This is a genomic window from Nocardia sp. NPDC005366 (assembly GCF_040606855.1).
In the GTDB taxonomy this organism is placed as follows: Bacteria; Actinomycetota; Actinomycetes; order Mycobacteriales; family Mycobacteriaceae; genus Nocardia.
Genome location: NZ_JBEXFQ010000001.1, coordinates 140,235 through 159,012, shown reverse-complemented (window position 1 = coordinate 159,012; position 18,778 = coordinate 140,235). Strand labels below are relative to the sequence as shown.

Genomic DNA, 18,778 nt, shown 5'->3' with positions numbered 1-18,778 from the left:
TCACGGATGTCTACAGTGGCGGATAGAGATTTTTCTCCGGATCATCCGAGTCGTTCATTGAGAATCCGGGCGATCTGGGCGACGGCCCCGGGCTCGGTCATCGCCAGGTGAGTCGCGTTGATCTGGAAGTTCGAAATACGCCCACGGATGAATGGCGCCCAGCCTCGGTGTCCTTCGGCGTCGGACCGCCTGTCATGTGCCGCGGTGAAGTACAGCAGGTCGCTGTCCACGACCGGGGGTTGCCAGACACCGGCAGCCCGGATCGATAGGTTGTAGGCGTCGGTCAGGCGTTCGATCGTTGCGGCGTCGATCTCGATGCCGCCGCCCAGGTGCTCGGCGATCTGCTGGGCGGCTTGCTCCGCCGTCGCATCGGGACTGACGAAATCGATTCCCATGACCGGGCCGAGGTTGCTTATCAACTCCCCTGCCGTGATGGTGGAGATCGACGAAGCGTCGATACCGCTGGCTTCGGAGTCGAGCATCGCCAATAGCGCGACCTGCTCCCCCGCGGCGCGCATCTCGGCGGCGACGGCGTGGGCGATCAAACCTCCCAGTGACCAGCCGAGAAGGTGGTACGGGCCGTGTGGCTGGACCGTTCGGATCTCCTCGAAGTAGCGTTCGGCGATTTCCGCGATCGTCGTCGGACCCGGGTTTTCGCCGCCGATCTGGGGCGCCTGGAGGCCGTAGATCGGCTGACCGGCGGATATGTATTGGTCGAGGGTGTGATAGCACCAGGACAGACCGGAGGCGGGATGGATACAGAACAGAGGTGGTTGCTGACCGCCGGGTCGGATCGGTAGTAGTACGTCGAGTCCGAGGGCGGTTGGGTCCGCGGCGGTGTGACCGGAGCGCATGCCGGATTCGATTCGCTTCGCGAGGTCGGCAGGACTCGGGTCCGACAACATCCAGCGGACCGGAATCTCGAAGTCGAGTTCCTTCTTCAACTCGCTCACCACTTGCACCGATCTCAGCGAGTTACCGCCCAACGCGTAGAAGTCGTCGTCGGCCCCGACCCGCTGCACGCCGAGCACATGCTCGAAGGCTCGGGCGACCTCCTCTTCCAGCCATGAAGAGGGCTCCCTGAACTCGCCTACCGCGAGTACCGGCTCCGGCAGTCGCGCGCGGTCCAGCTTGCCCGATGCGGTGAGGGGCACCGTATCGAGGACCATCACGGTGGTGGGCACCATATATCCGGGCAGTCTGCTGGCCGCGTGCGCCAGCACCTCTTCGGTATCGACCGTGGCGCCCGCGGCGGGGACGACATAGCCGACGAGGTAGTCCACCGCCTTGGTGGTGGACACCGCGGCCACCGCCCGCGCGACGGTGGGGTGCTCGGCGAACACCGCCTCGATTTCCCCGAGTTCGATGCGTAGGCCGCGCAGTTTCACCTGGAAGTCGGTGCGGCCCAGGTATTCCAGCTCACCGGTGCGCCGCCAGCGCGCCAAGTCGCCGGTGCGGTACATACGACGGCCGACTGCGTGTGGGTCGGGCACGAACCGTTCCGCCGTCAGGCCCGCACGCGCGTGGTAACCGCGCGCGATCTGGGCGCCAGCCAGGTACAGCTCACCCGCCACGCCCGGCGGTACCGGTCGCAGCCGGGAGTCGAGTACGTATGCTCGCGCGTTCCATACCGGTGTGCCCATCGGCATGCTCCCGCTGTCGGCCGCGCGCACCTGATGCGCCGTCGCGTGCAGGGTGAACTCGGTCGGGCCGTACAGATTCTGCAAGTCGGTCTCGGGCAGCACCGCCCGCGCCGCGGCCGCCACTTCCGCGCCGAACGCCTCGCCGCCCACGAGCAGCGCCCGCAATGAGTCCAGTGAATCTGTCGGCGCGGCGTCCGCGAACACCGCCAGCATCGACGGAACGAACGAGGTGATCGTGATCTTCTGCGCGGCAATGGTTTCGGCGAGATAGGCCGGATCGGTATGTCCGTCGGGCCGGGCGATCACCAGCCGGGCGCCCACCGCGAGGGGCGCGAAGATTTCCCACACCGAAACGTCGAACGTGGCGGGGGTCTTCTGCAACACCACATCGGCCGGTGTCAGCGCGTATGTCCCACTGACCCAGCGCAACTGGTTCATCACCGAATAATGCTGTACGGCTACGCCTTTCGGCCGTCCCGTCGATCCGGAGGTGAACATCACGTACGCGATGTTGTCCGGCCGCAACGGTGCGATCCGATCCTTGTCGGTGACGGGGGCGTCGTCGAATCCGGACAACTCCAGACCATCGAGGGACGACAGCACGACCGCCGCATCGGCGGTCTCCAGCATGTACTCGATGCGCTCGGCCGGGTGGTCAGGATCGATCGGTACGTACCCGCCGCCCGCGGCGTGTACCGCGTACATCGCGGTGACCTGGTCCAACGATCGCCGCATCGGTAGCGCCACCAACGACTCCGGACCAACCCCTCGGGAGATCAACCATCGTGCCAGCCGGTATACGCGCGACGCGAACGCCGCGTAGGTCAGCGACTCGTCACCGAATATCACCGCGGGACGGTCCGCGTGCTCCTGCGCCGAGCGGGCGAAGGCCGAGGCGAGTGTCTCATTCGGAACGAGCGCGTGATCGGTCGAGTTCCACCGCACCAGAACGGTTTCCCGTTCGGCGGCATCGAGCAGGTCCACGTCGTGGACGGGTTGCTCGGGGTTTGTCACCAGTGCGTCGAGCAGCCGCAGCAGACGATCGATGAACGTGGTCACAGTGACCTGGTCGAAGAGATCGGTCGCGTAGGTCACCGCACCGGTCATGCCCGCTGGGGCGCCGGTGTTGTCGTAGGTATCCGATACCGTGACTTGCAGGTCGAACAGTGAGGTACCGGTATCGGCTTCGAGGGCCGACATGGACAGCCCTGGCAACTCGAGGTCGGTCGTAGCGAGATTCTGGAACGCCAGCAGCACCTGGAACAAGGGGTGGTGGGCGTGGGATCGCACCGGGTTCAGCTCCTGCACCAGCCGTTCGAACGGCACGTCCGCGTGCCCGAACGCGGCCAGATCGGTCCCCCGCGCCTGCTCGAGCAGCTGTGTGAACGACATCCCCGCGCTCAACCGTGTCCGCAGCACGAGGGTGTTGACGAACATGCCGACCAGATCGTCGAGTTCGGGCTCGCCGCGGCCCGCGTAGGGAGTGCCGATCGCGATGTCGTCGGTGTCGGCCAGCCGAGCCAGCGTGGCAGCCAGTGCCGCGTGGAACACCATGAACAGCGTCGTATTGTGCGCTCGCGCGATCCGCTGCAATCCCGCGTGGAGATCGGCACCGACCGTCAGCGGCAGGCTCGCGCCCGCATAGGACTGCGTGGGCGGACGCGGCCGGTCGATCGGTAGTTCCAGCAGCGCGGGCAGGTCGGCCAACTGCGTCGTCCAGTAGTCGATCTGCGCTCGCAGCAATGATTCGGGGTCGTCCTCGGTTCCCAGCACTGCCTGCTGCCAGATCGAGTAATCCGCGTACTGCACCGTGAGCGGTGACCAGGCCGGCGCCTCGTCGTGCAGCCGGGCCGCGTACGCGACCATCATGTCCCGCGCGAGTGGGCCGAGCGACGACCCGTCGCCGCAGATGTGGTGCATCACGACGGCCAGAACCCACTCCTCGGGCCCGAGTTCGAACAGGCGTACCCGGAACGGCACCTCCACCGTCACATCGAACGGTGCCGCTACCAGTGCCGACACCGACTCTGCCAGTTCCGGCTCGGCGACCGGGGTCACGGCCAGCGGCGTGACCGCTTCGGCGGCGGGAAGAACAAGTTGCGCCGGCTCGCCCGCCACCTGCGGATACACGGTCCGGAGTACCTCGTGACGGGTGACGACGTCATCGATCGCCGCGTGCAGCGCATCGATATCCAGCTGCCCGGACAGGCGAAAGACGATCGGGATGCTGTAGGCGGGCGAGTCGGGCTCGAACCGGTTCAGGAACCACATCCGCTGCTGCGCGTACGACAATGGAATGCGCTGCGGGCGCGGCTGCGCGGTCAACGCCATCCGGGTGGTGTCGGTGTGGGATTCGGCGCGCGCGGCCAATTTTTCGACGGTCGACGCCTCGAAGATCATCGATACCGGGATATTCGTGTCGAGCGCGGCGCCGATCCGCGCGGCCACGCGGGTGGCGACCAGACTGTTGCCGCCCAGGTCGAAGAAGTCGTCGTCGGCGCCGACGGCGCCGCTGACGCCGAGCATCTCGGCGAACACACCGGCCACTATCTCCTCCACCGGCGATGCCGGGGCGCGGAATTGCTTGGCCGCGACGACGGGGGCAGGCAGCGCCTTGCGGTCGAGTTTTCCGTTCGGCGACAGGGGGATCTCATCGAGGACCATCACCGCGGCGGGCACCATATACGAGGGCAGCAGCTCGGCCAGCGCCGCGCGCAACTCCTCACCCGACACACTCGCCTGCGCTACCGGCACCACGTAGGACACCAACATCAACGGAGCGGCGCCCTCACGACGCGGCACCGTCACCGCGAACCCCACATCGGCACGCGCGCCGAGCACCGCATCGATCTCCCCGAGCTCGACCCGGAAACCGCGGATCTTCACCTGAAAATCGTTACGTCCCACGAACTCCAAAGCGCCACCGGCATTCCACCGCACCACATCGCCGGTGCGGTACACCCGGCGTCCCCGGTCCGCGAACGGGTGTGCCACGAACCGCGCCGCGGTCGTGCCCGCCCTGTTCAGGTACCCGCGCGCGAGCGCCGGGCCGGCCAGATACAACTCTCCGCTCACCCCTACCGGCACCGGCTGCATCCGGGTATCCAGCACCAAGGCTTGCATTCCCGGCAGCGGCGCGCCGATCGTCGACGGATCACCCGGTCGCAGCCGTTGCGTCGCCGTGGCGACCACCGTCGTCTCGGTCGGTCCGTACAACACCCGGAACTCCCTGACTCCGGCGATGTCGGTGCCTGCCCATCGGTTCACCAGGTCCGCCGGGACCTGCTCACCTCCGGACATCACTACCCGCAGGTCGTCCAGCCCCGCCGGATCCACCGAGGCCAGTGCGGCCGGGGTGACGAACGCGTGCGTGACCCGCTGCTCGCGGAGGAGTTCGGCCAGCTCTTTCCCGCCGACCATCCCCGCCCGCGCCACCACCAGCGCCGACCCGGAGCCGACCGCCAGCAGTATTTCCAGCAGGGAGGCGTCGAACGAGGGCGACGCGAAATGTAGTACCCGGGACGTGCGCTCGGGGTCGGCGCGCTGCGCCGTGAGGTAATCGGCCAGGCCGGAATGTGTGACAGCGACACCCTTCGGCACTCCGGTGGATCCGGAAGTGAAGACCAACCAGGCCACATTCGAGGTCCGCAGTGGCCGTAGCCGCTCCCCTTGCTCGACCGTTCCCCCGTCCAGCGCGTCGATTCGCGCGGCTACGTCGGTGTCGTCGAGCACGATCCAGTCCACCGAACCGGGCAACGCGGCGCGCGCGGACGACACCGTCACACCCAGCGCCGCATCCGAATCCGACACCATCTGCTCGATCCGCGCCTCGGGATAGCCAGGATCCACCGGTACGTATACCGCGCCCGATTTCACCACCGCCCACCACGCGATGACGGATTCCACCGATCGCTCGAGCACCACCACGACCGCACTCTCCGGTGCGGCCCCGAAGTGGATCAGCAACCGCGCCAGCCGATTCGACCGTTCGTCGAGCTCGGTGTACGACAACTCCGTATCCCCCGACACCACGGCCACACCCTCGCCGTTGTCCCGCACCGCCGCGGCAAGCACCTCCGGCAACAGCACCGGTGACGCCGCGGCGTGCGAACCCACCCGCGACAGCAACTCCGTGCGTTCGCCGGTGTCCAACCAGTCGATATCCCCGACCGCTACCGACGGATCATCGGCGACCGCTTCCAGGACCCGCGTGAATCGCCGGACGAACCCCGCGACCGTTGCTTCGTCGAACAGATCCCGCGCGAACATCATCATGCCCGAGATGCCTTGCGTAACACCCGCTTTCGCATACGAATCGGAAAGTACGAGTTGCAGGTCGAACTGGCAGATTCCGGTATCCAGATCCGTCTGCGACACCGCGACGTCGGGCAGCACGACCTCGACCGTCGACAGATTCTGGAACGCCAGCGCGACCTGGAACAGGGGATGCTGCGCCGTTGATCGCTGCGGATTCAGTTCCTCCACGACCCGCTCGAACGGCACATCGGCATGTTCGAACGCCTGCAGGTCCGTCTCCCGAATCCGTTTGAGCAGATCCGCGAATGACTCTGCCCCGTCTACCGGAGTCCGCAACGCCAGCGTGTTCACGAACATGCCCACCAGCGCATCCAGACCCGGTTCACCCCGGCCCGCGACCGGGGTTCCGATGACCACGTCATCGGTGGCGCTCAACCGCCCCAGTGTCACAGCCAGTGCGGCATGTACCACCATGAACAGCGACGCTCCCCGCGATCGTGCCAGCGCCAGTAGTCGACCGTGCAGCCTCGCCTCGATCTCCACCGGCACTCGACCGCCCGCCAACGACGCCGCTGCCGGGCGGGCCCGGTCGGCGGGCAGATCCAGTCGATCCGGCGCGTCGGCCAGCGTCGAGCGCCAGAACGCCAACTGCGCGTGCATCAACGAAGCCGGATCATCCGCCGCCCCCAGCACCTGCCGCTGCCACAATGCGAAATCCGCGTACTGCACCGGCAGGGGCTCCCATACCGGCGCGTGTCCCGCCAACCGCGCCGCGTAGGCCGCCATCACATCACGAGCCAGCGGCCCCATGGACTGTCCATCACCGGCGATGTGATGGACCACCAGCACCAGCATGAACTGTCCGATACCGCCGTCGGCCTCCTGGCCGACCTCGAACAATCCCACGCGCATCGGCACCTGCGCGGTCACGTCGAACCCGCGTTGCACGAACTCGCCCACCACATCCCGGACCGAACTCGCCCGCACTCGCATCGACTCCACCGCGACCTCGGGATCGTCCAGAACCAGCTGTCGCGGCTCACCGGCGGTCTCCGGATAAATCGTGCGCAACACCTCGTGACGCCCGATCACATCCCCGAGCGCCGCCTCCATGGCCGCGGTGTCCAAGTGCCCGGACAACCGCAGCATCACCGGAATGTTGTACGCCGCCGACTCCGGTTCCAGTCGGTTCAGGAACCACATCCGTTGCTGCGCCAGTGACAGCGGCACCGGCTCGGGGCGCGCCGCCGCTGTCAGAGGCACCCGGCCCCCGCCGCTGAGTGACCCGGCGAGTTCCGCCAACCCCGCAACGGTCGGCGCCTCGAACAACGACCGCACCGGCACCAGGACATCAAGGGCCGCACCCACTCGCGCCACCACCAGCGACGCACGCAACGAGTCACCGCCCAGCATGAAGAAGTCGTCGTCGACCCCGACCCGGTCGACGTCGAGTACCTGCTCGAATGCCGTCGCCACGACCGCCTCCACCCACGACGACGGCGCCGTGAACGCTCGCATGGCGAAAACCGGCTCCGGCAATCGCTCGCGATCCAATTTCCCATTCGGGGTCAGCGGGACCTCGTCGAGCACCACCACCGCGGCAGGCACCATGTAGGCGGGCAGTACCTCGGTCAGCGACGCGCGCAACTCCTCGCCCGTCAGCGTCGTCCCCGCCGACGGCACCACATAGGACACCAGCATCACCGGTCGCCGGTCGTCGCTGCGCGGGACGGTGACAACGAATGCCACGTCCGCACGCGCTCCGAGCGCCGCGTCGATCTCACTCAACTCGACCCTGGTGCCGCGCACCTTCACCTGAAAATCGTTGCGCCCCAGGAATTCCAGCTGGTCGTGCGCATTCCGCCGCACAATATCGCCGGTCCGGTACATGCGGCGTCCCTTTTCCCCGAACGGGCATGCCACGAACCGCGCCGCACTCAACCCCGACTTGGCGATATACCCCTCGGCCAGGCCCGGTCCGAACAGGTACAGCTCTCCCGCCACACCCAGCGGTACCGGCCGCAACCAGGTATCGAGGACCGCCGCGGCGACGGAGCCGACCGGTCTGCCGATCGTGATCGCGGCGCCGGGGGTCAGCGCTTCACTCGCGGTAGCCCAGATCGTGCATTCGGTCGGCCCGTAGAGGTTGACCATGGTGCGATCCGGCGCCCACTGATCGACCAGTTCCGGCCCGACCTGTTCACCGGCCGTCGCCAGCACCCGCAGTTCGTCGAGGCCGTCCCGCGGAACTGTCGCCAGCGCCGACGGCGTCAATACCGCATGTGAGACGTGTTCGCGCCGCATCAGATCCGCCAGATCGCGGCCGCCGTAGACATCCGGTGGCGCGACGACCAACCTGCCGCCCGAGCCGTGCGCCATCAACAGTTCGAACACCGAGGCGTCGAAGCTGAGTGAGGCGACCTGCAATACCGTCGAGGTGCGGTCGACGCCGAGGATGCGGCGTTGCGCCGCAACGACATCGGCGAGGCCACGATGGCTGACAAGCACCCCCTTGGGCGTTCCCGTCGACCCGGAGGTGTAGATCACATACGCTGTGCGATCCGTCCGAATCGGTCCGCCGCGTTCGGCATCGGTGATCGGCGCGGCAGCAGCCGAGTCCACGATTCGACAGGTCTCGTCGTCGTCGACGATCAGCCAGTCGACGACATCGGGCAGATACTTCTCGGAGCCGGTATCGGTCAGCCCGAGTGAGGCGTTCGAATCCGCCAGTAGGAATTCGATTCGCTCGGGCGGGAGCTTCGGGTCGATCGGCATGAACGCGACGCCCGCTTTCGCGGCAGCCCATATCGTGACGATCGCGTCGAGGGATCGCGGGAGCGCGCAGGCGAGCACGGCACGTGCCCGACCCGCCCGCCGCAGCAGAACCCTGGCCAGACGATTGGATCGCTCGTCGAGCTGCCGGTAGGTCATGGTGGTCCCGCCGTATGTCGCCGCGGGCGCGTCGGGTTCGCGGGCAACCGAGGCCACGAGGATGTCGTGCAATGGGACCGGGCTGACATGCTCGTCATCCGGAGTGGGCCAGGACGGACCCGGTTCGTCGTTCAGCGCGATCGCGCCGAGCCGACAGGCCGCGTCCCCGGCGATCCGACACAACAACTCGACGAAGCGGTCGAGGATTTCGCGCGCCCGCGCCGGCTCGAATTCGTCCTCGAAGTATCGCAGGGTGATCTGCAGTCCCTGCGCGCCGCCGCGCTCGGCGTGCTGTGGTGCGACGACCAAGCTCAGCGGATACGGGGTGGCGTCGATACCGGTGATGTCATCGACGCGCAGGCCCGCCGAATCGACGAGTTGTTGCAGCGCGGACCGGTCGAGCGGGAATGACTGGAAAGCGAGCGCGGTGTCGAAGAGGGCGGATACTCCGGCGCTGCGGTGGATGTCCGGTAGACCGACGTAATGGTGATCCAGCATGCGGGCGTGCTCTGCCTGAATGCGGATCAGCAACTGCCGCAACGAAAGAGTGGGTTCGAGCCGAACGCGGACGGGGATCGTATTCAGGAACATGCCGAGCGTCTGGTCCACCATCGGCAACTGCGGTGGCCGGCCCGACACGGCGGAGCCGAAGATCACCTCGGTCTCACCGGTCAGTACGCGCAGATTCATGGCCCAGGCCGCGGCGATGGCCGTATTGACGGTGACGGCGGCCTCCGCCGCCACCGCGCGAAGTTCCCCGAACCGGTCCGCGGAAAGCTGCGCGCTGACCGCGGCGGCCGACGTGGAACCGGCCGCACCCGCTGCACGGGCGACAAGGGTAGGTGAATCCACATCCGAATAGGCTTGCGCCCATGCTGCTTTGGACGCGGCGAGATCCTGCTGACGTAGCCAGACCAGGTAGTCACGGTAGGAGGGAGCAGGTCCGACGGCCTCGATACGAGACGGTGATCCGTAGTACTCGAGCAGTTCTCGCATCAGCAGCGGCATCGACCAGCCGTCCAGGATCACGTGGTGATTCGTGACGAGTAGCCGGAAAGCGCCCGAATCGACATGGATCAGCGTGAATCGAATCAGCGGAGGGGCGGACAGGTCGAAACCTGCCGCCGCGTCCGCCGCGGCGATAGCGCCGATGTCGGCCCTGGATTCCGGATCGTCGCCGTCGGCGAGATCGACCTCCCGGAAACGAACGTCGGCGTGGCTCAGCACGATCTGGCACGGCCCCGCGGTCGTTTCCGCGAACGCTGCACGCAGGATGTCGTGGCGGTCGACCAGCGCCTGCGCGGCACGCCGCAGGCGTTCGCTGTCGACCTCGCCGGAAAATCCGATCATCGTCTGGACGGTGTAATTGTCCAGGGTGTCCGGGTTGAACATCGAGTGGAAGTGGATACCGGATTGCATCGGCGACAGGGGCCACACGTCGGACAGGGCGTGATACTGCCGCTCGAGTCGCTCGATGTCCTGTTGTGTGAGGCCGACGAGCGGGAAATCCGAAGGCCGGTACGCGCGTCCCTCCTCGCGGTGGACCGCGTGGCGTCCGGGCGCTTCCTCGATCGCCACGGGGGCCGGATCGCCGCGCGCTATCGCGGCGAGGGCGGCAACCGTCTTGCCCTCGAACACGTTTCGCGGGGTGATGATCAACCCGGCCGATCTCGCCAGGGCCACAAGGCGCATCGAGACGATGCTGTCGCCGCCGAGGGTGAAGAAGTTGCTTTCCGCCGAGACGCTGTCGACATGCAGCACATCGGCGAACAGTTGCGCCATGATCTTTTCCGCGGGCGTGGACGGCGGTCTACCACCGACCGCCTCCGATTCGAACGCGCGCTCCCGCAGGGCATTCCGATCGATCTTGCCCGTGGCGGTGAGCGGCATCGAGTCGAGTTCCACGATCGCCGTTGGATTCATGTAGTAGGTCAGCGTGTTCGCGAGATCATCGTGTAGTGCCTGCACATCCAGAGCGACACCCGGCGCGGAGACGACATAGGACACCAGCACGGGCTGGCCTGCGGGCCCCTTCTGCGCGACGGTGGCGACCCTGGAGACAGCGGCGTGCCGCGTCAGATGGACATCGATGTCCCCGGGTTCGATCCGCAGCCCGTGGATCTTGACCTGTTGATCGTTGCGTCCCAGGTAATCCAGCTCCAAACCGCTGCGACCCCGCACCCAGCGCACGGAATCACCGGTGCGATAGATCCGTGCACCGTGGGCGGATTCCGGGTCCGCGACGAAGCGGGACGCGGTCGCGCCCGGTCGATCGAAGTAGCCTCGCGCGAGTCCGGGGCCTCCGATATAGAGTTCGCCCGCGACCCCGACCGGCACGGGGCGCAGCCACATATCGAGAACCGTCACGGACACACCTCGGATCGGTCCACCGATCGACACGGGTTCACCGGGCCTCATGGCACCGGAGCCTGTTGCCCAGATCGTGCATTCCGTCGGCCCGTAATGATTCATCAGCCGGTGCCCCGGGCCCCACCGGTTCACGGTGTCCGATCCGGTCGCTTCACCGACGACCGCCACCGATTCGAGGGACGGAAGCCCGGACGGGTCCATCGTATTCAGTACCGACGGGGTGATGATCGCGTGTGAAACCTTCTCCGACCGTATCAATTCCGCGAGATCGCTACCGCCGTACACGTGCGGTGGCGCCACCACGAGGCACGCGCCGCTGCTGTGTGCCAACAGCAACTCGGACAGGCAGGCGTCGAACCCCGGTGAGGCGACCTGCAACACCGCCGAGTCCGTATCGGCACCGAAGGATTCGGCTTGCGCGGCGACAAGGTCGGCAAGACCTCGATGGCTGAGTTGGACTGCCTTCGGCTTGCCGGTCGATCCGGACGTATAGATCACATACGCCGCGTTGTCGGCCCGCAGCCTTCCCGCCGTGGCCGGGTCGCCGCTCACGCGAGGCGGATCTTCCTCGGCGTCCAGAACCACCCAGTCGACCGTATCCGGAAGGCGTGATGCGACAGCGCTGGTCGTCACTCCCCGCTCGGTCCGCGAGTCCGACAGCAACTCCGCGATCCGCTCGGTGGGATTGCCGGGATCCAGTGGGACGAAAGCGGCTCCCGTCCTTGCCACCGCCCAGATCGCCACGACGAGTTCGATCGAACGGGGCATGGCCAATGCGACGAACGATTCGGGGCGCGCACCCCGGTCGATCAGCAGGCCCGCGAGCCTGTCCGCGCGCAATTCGAGCTCACGATAGGTCAGCGTGGTGTCACCGCAGCGGACAGCCGTCGCGTCCGGATACCGGCGCGCTGTTCGCGACAGGATCTGGCGCAGCGTGAGCTCCGCGGTCGGTGGCTCGCTGGTGACCGACAGTAGTTCGGCGCGTTCGGATTCCCAGCACGAGGAGATCGCGGCGACCTTTTCAGTCGGATCGGTTACGATCTGCCGCAGGATCAGTTCGAATCGTTCGAGCAGCGTGCGGGCATTCCGCGGGCCGAGCCGGTCGGTGGAGAATCTCAAGGTCACCGTGTAGGCGCCTGGCTCGCCGGTGTCGGATCGTCCGTCACGACTCGACCGCGGCGGGGTCACCTGCAGACTCAGCGGATACGGCGTGGCATCGTGGGCGTCGATATCGACAAGACGCAAACCGGCGTCGCCGAGAGTGTGTGCCAGCCCCTCCCGATCGAGAGGGTAGGACTCGAGCACGGTCACCGTATCGAACATATCGGCGATCCCGGTCGCCCGTTGGAGCTCGGCCAGCCCGATGTGCCGGTGATCCAGCATCGCGGCCTGCTCGGCTTGCACTCGAACGAGTAGGTCGGCCACGGACTCGTTGGGGTCGAGCCGCACTCGTACGGGCAGTGTGTTGATGAACAGGCCGACCATGCGCTCCACATCCGGGATCTGCGGCGGGCGGTGCGACACCGTGTTTCCGAACACCACATCCGATCGCCCGGTCAGCACCGTGAGCAGCAAAGCCCACGCCACCTGCACGGCCGTATTGGCGGTGACGTTATGGGAGCGGCCGAGGCCGAGAACCGCGGCGGTGGTGGCGGCGTCGAGGTTCAGGCCGACTTCGTCGTTGCGCGCGGTGACAGTTCGATCCGGCTTGCCGGTGACCCGCGTCGGGCTCTCGATACCGGCGAGCATCTGCCGCCACGCGGCGGTCGCGGCATCACGATCCTGCGCGTGCAGCCACTGCAGATAGTCTCGGTAGGACCGAGGGGGCGCGAGTTCGGCCGTGTCGCCATCGGATATGTACAACGTGAGCAACTCGTGGATCAGCAAGGGCATCGACCAGCCGTCCAGCACGATGTGATGGTTGGTGACGAGCAGCTGGAACTCCTCGGCACCGACGCGGATGAGGTGGAAACGCACCATCGGCGGACGAGCCGGATCGAACGGCGCCGACGCCGCCGTCGCGAGTCGTCGGAGTTCGCGCTCGCGATCACCGGCCTCGCGGATATCGCTGATATCCGACTGACGCCATTCGACCCGGCTGTCGCGCAGCACGATCTGGCGTGGCCCGTCGGCACTCTCGACGAACGCGGTCCGGAGGCTGTCGTGCCGGTCGATGAGCGCCTGCGCGGCCTGCCGCATCCGTTCGGCGTGTACCTTCCCGGCCAGCGTCAGCGCTACCTGCACGATGTAGCCATCGACGCTGTCACCGTCGTAGATGGCGTGGAACAGCAGTCCGGACTGCAACGTGGTCAACGGCCACACATCGGTCATCGACGGGTATTCGCGCAGCCAGTGGTCGATATCTTCCTGGGACGCCGCGACGAGCGGGAAGTCGGAGGCGGTGAAGCCGCCCGCGGTTTCGGAGCGGACGTGTTCGGTGAACGCCCGCAGCGCCTGTACCCACAGGCCGGCGAGTTCGTCGACCTCGGCGGCGCTCAACACCTGTGCGGCGAACTCCCATGTCGCGTCGAGTTCGAGCCCGTCGGGGCCAGGCACGGCGATCGCATTGAGATCGAGCACGGCGGGCAGCGCCATCCGCGGATCGCTCGTCCCGGTCAGGGCGGTGAATTCGGTAGTCGGTGTCCACGCGCCCGACTGTTCGCCGGCGCCCACCCGCCCCAGATAGTTGACGCTGATCTGGGGTTCGGGCGAACTTTCGAGCTCGTTACGACCGCGGGGGTCGAGGAAGCGCAGCATTCCGTAGCCGATGCCGTTGTCGGGCACCGCACGTAGCTGGTCCTTCACCTGCTTTATCGCACGTCCCGCGGCCGCACCGCCCGCGAACGCCTCGTCGAGATCGACGGCCCGCAGTTCGAGCCGGACCGGGAACCGTGTGGTGAACCAGCCAACGGTCGCGCTGAGATCGGCGCCCGGCACAGCCCGTTCCTCGCGCCCATGGCCCTCCAGCCAGATCAATTCCCCGTCGGCCACCGTGCCGCGCCCGCGTCGCCACTGCGCCAGCGCCAGCGCCAGCGCCGCGAGCAGCGGGTCATTGGCGCTGCCGTGAAAGCGAGCCGGAATGGTGGTGAGAACCGCCTCGGTGACATCTGCCGGGATACGCGTCCGGATCCGGCCCGCCGTGGCCGCGACGTCACGATTCGGGTCCAGATTCCGCGCCCCGAGTAGCTGATCGCCCCGCGCGAGAACTTCTTTCCACACGTCGAGCTCCGCCGAACGCTTGCCCGGTGCCTGCTCGACCAGGCCGTGAGCCCAGCGCCGGAACGAGGTCGTGCCCGATGCGAAGCGCGGTTCGCCGCCGTCGCGAATCTGCTGCCAGGCCTGCGCGAGGTCGGTGAGGATGATCCGCCACGACACCGCGTCGACAGCGAGATGGTGGATGACCAGCCACATCAGGTCACGGCTCGCGTCGTCGTGATCTTCCATCCAGACGAGTTGAACGAGTGTGCCGCTGCCGGGGTCCAATCGATCCGCGGCCGCTTGCAGATGCCTGTCGACTTCCGCGGCGTCGCGTCGATCGAGCCGGACGTGGGCGATCGCCGTGGCGGCGTCGACCGTTCCCGGCTCGACTACATCGACGGACCGATCCTCCGACTCGCCGCCGCGCAACACCGCGCGCAGCACATCGTGGTGGTCGAGCAGGGATTGCAGCGCGCGCACGAGCCCCGCTCGATCGATGTCGCCCGGAAGCTGTACGAGCACGGCTTGCGCGAACCGATCGAAATGCCCTCGCCCGAGCATCGCGTGCATGATCGGCGTCAGCGGCATGGGTCCGACGCCGCCACCGGGTAACTCGACCAGCCGGGGTTCATCGCCGACTTCCGTCGCCGTGGCGGCCAGACCCGCGACGGTCTTGTACTCGAACACATCCTGCGTCGTGAAAGCCAAGCCAACGGCCTTGGCCCGCGTCACCAATTGAATCGACAGTATGCTGTCGCCGCCGAGGGCGAAGAAGCTGTCGTCCGCCCCGACCTGTCGCACGCCGAGGACCTCGGCGAACAGCTTCGCCATCACGGTTTCCCTCGGTGTGGCCGGCGGCCGACCGGCCGGTGCGGTCCCGAAAGCCGGTTCGGGTAGTGCGCTGCGATCGAGCTTGCCGAACGCGTTCACCGGGAGGCTGTCCAGTGGCAGGATCACCGCCGGGACCATATGCGGCGGCAGGGACTCGCGGGCGAAACGCTCGAGTTCGATCGGATCGACCCGACGATCGTGCACCGGGACGACATAGGACGCCAAGACGGTCGCGCCCGCGTTGTTGCGCACCGGCACCGTCACGGACATGTCCACGTCCTGGTGTGCGGTGAATGCCGCGTCGATCTCGCCCGGCTCGATCCGGTACCCGCGAATCTTCACCTGGAAGTCGCTGCGGCCCATCAGCTCCAGCGTCAGCGCCGAGTCCTCGCCCGCCCAGCGCGCGATGTCACCGGTCCGGTACATCCGCTCACCAGCAACGCCGCATGGATCGGCGACGAACCGGGCCGCGGTCTGGCCGACCAGGTGACTGTAGCCTCGCGCCAAGCCGGGCCCGGCCAGATACAACTCACCCGCGGTGCCCTTCGGCACCGGTTGCAGGGTGGGGTCGAGAATCATGGCCGATACCCCACGTATGGGGCCGCCGACCGTGAGATCACCGCCGGGTCTCAGCACGGCGCCCGCGGCGGTCACCGTGGTTTCGGTCGGCCCGTATTCGTTGTGCATGGAACAGGTCTGCGCCCACCGCTCGATGATGTGCGGTGGACACACGTCGCCGCCGACCACCACCGCGCGCAAGTCGGTCAGCCGACTCGGATCCACGGTTGCCAGCATCGCGGGCGTCAGCGTCAGGTGGGTCACGCCTTCATCGGCGAGTAATTGGGTGAGCCGTTCACCGCCGATCACCTCGGGAGGCACGATCACCAGCGTGGATCCGTTCGCGAAGCACGTCAGGAACTGTTCCAGTGAAGCGTCGAAGCTGGGCGAGAGCGCATAGGACACCCGCGACGTCGTGTCGATTTCGTAGGCTTCGCTGCGATCGGCGATGAGATTCGCGATTCCGGCCTGGGTGACCTGGACACCTTTCGGCAATCCGGTCGATCCCGACGTGTAGGTCATATACGCGAGGTTGGACGCTCGCAGTGGACGGATCCGCTCCTCGTCGCGAATCGGCCCGCCCGCGGCGTCGTCGCATATCTGTCGGGTCGCGGCGTCATCGAGAACTACCTGGCGCACCGCCTCGGGGAGCCGTCCACGATGGGCGCCGATGGTGATCCCCACTCGTGCGCCGCTGTCGGCGATCATGTGCTCGATCCGCTTCGGCGGATACTCCGGGTCCACCTGCACGATCGCGGCCCCACACTTCGCGACCGCCCACGCCGCGGTGATCGACTCGACCGAGCGTCGGAGCACGATCGCTACCGCCTCGTCCGGACCACACCCCAGAGCTATCAGCTGTCGCGACAGCTGGGAGGATCTGACGTCCAGCTCGCCATATGTCACCGTCTGCCCGGCCGAGGCGATCGCACTCGCCTCAGGATCGCGGTGTGCGCTGTCGGCCAAGATGTCCGGTAGCAGTCGTGTTCCGATGCCGCGCGGCCCTCGCACGGGCAGCAGCGCGGACCGCTCCTTCGCCTCGAGCAAAGGCAGTCTGCTGACCTGATTCTCGGTCCCGCCTGCGAGGAACTCGTGCAGGAACATCAGGAATCGTTTGTGGTGACCGGCAAGTTCCGCCGGACTGTACACATTCGGATTCCCTTGGAAGTCGATGTGTGTGCTGCTCTTGCCGGCTCCCGGGTAGATGTTGACAAACAGGTCAGCCGTAGGACCTGACGTCAGGACATTCAGGCGCCCTGTCGTATCACCGAGCACAACCTCGTTCTCGATCATCATGAGGTTCACGGCAGGCCCGAAGGACGCCGCCTCGTCGCGCGCGATCCCCATATCGTGGAATATGTCCTCTTGGCGGTAGCGCTGTCGCCGAAGCGCACTCGTCAACTCGCTTTGAGCGGCGGCGATCACTTCACCGACGCTGCGTGCTGCGACCCGCACTCGCAGCGGCACCACATTCGCCACCATTCCGCCCGACCGTCGCAGCACAGCGGAGTGCCGACCCGAAACCGGCAGACTCAGCAGCACTTCATCGCTTCCGGTCATGCGGGCGAGATAGGCCGCGAACGCCGCGACAATGATCGGAGCTACGCTCGTGCCGCGCTCCAGCACGACGTTGTCCAGCAGCTGCGCGGTGTCGTCCGGCAACGGGGCGCTGACGAGCGCCGGGTGAATGGTCGGCTTGCTCACTCGACCGGCCAGGCTGACGACCGGCGGCGCGCCGGCCAGGTGCTCCGTCCAGTATTTGCGGTCGTTGTCGAAACGCGCGGAACCCCGGTAGGCCAGGTCCTGCTCGATGATGTCGCCCAGGTCGTTCGCCGTCGACGGCGGGGCGTTTTCGCCGTTCACCCAAGCGTTGTACAACTCGAGCACTCGGTGCAGCATCGTTACCGCAGCGTATCCATCCAGGGCAATATGGTGAGCACGCTGATACCACAGGAAGTGATCCGAGCCCACCTGGAACACCACACTCCGCATGAGGTGGTCGTTCAGCAAGTCCAGCGGGGTCGAATAGTCCTGAACCATCAGCCGATGCGCGGTCGCGACAGGATCGGCATACCGGCGCAAGTCCATGACCGACGCCGGAGAGCCGTCTGTTTCGTCGACGAACTGGCGTGGTTCGCCGTCGACTTCGACCAGGTGCAGGTACCCGCACCCGAATTCGAGACCGGCGGCCTTACATGCCTCGATGAGCAATTCTGGTTTCAGTTCACCGACGATCTCGACGTATTGGGCCACAGATATCGGCGATGCCCCCGCGAGATGCTGCGCGAACCAGATGCCCCGCTGTGCCGCGGACAGCCGGAGAACATCGGAGGCTGGAAGGTGTGCGGATCCATTGCCGTTGTTGCGCGCGCCGGAGCCGTTACCGGAAATCAGATGACCGGCGAACTCGGATGAGCCGACCTGCGATGGAATAAACCGCCCCGAACCACTATCGAAGTTGCGCTGGGATGTGGTCACCTGACCTCCATGCATTCGTCATTTCAGAAGTCGACCGGCCTGTCGAGCCGCTTTTGAACCCACTGTCCGCGTATCATCACTCCTGCGTACGCGGCGAACTTCATTCGAAAGGCTCCATATGCCGTCCGGACGAGTCATCACTTCCTGAAGACGCGTCGGCGGGCGATCGGCGCTGCGCGGACCAGGGCTTCTAAACAACCAGACCAGCTCGAACCGCAGTCGGGTTCAGCGAGCAGAGAGCCGATATCGTTACAATTCATGGGTTGCACCGCTTAGGCCTGAGACGTAGGGTGTGCTGCCAATTCATGTTTTCAATCGAACGACCTCACGGTCGTCGACTTTGCGCTACAGACGTCGCACCCCCGACAAACGAGAGGATTCTCCCGCCTTGCCGACCCGCGGCCGAAGACAATCCGACCGGCAGTCGCCGAAGCACGTTCGCGGTGTCGGCGACCAACTTGAAAGAGTAATCATAACGGGGCAGTACTCGGTTCGCAACGGCCATTAACGGC

Annotated in this window: 1 protein-coding gene; it reads right to left on the bottom strand. The window is 66.5% G+C overall.

The genetic code is table 11. The features are described from left to right. Positions 1-41: 41 nt before the first annotated feature. Entirely contained in the window at positions 42-18,266 is an 18,225-nt protein-coding gene (locus tag ABZS43_RS00655; protein ID WP_355033678.1) for an amino acid adenylation domain-containing protein, read from the bottom strand. Positions 18,267-18,778 lie beyond the last annotated feature (512 nt).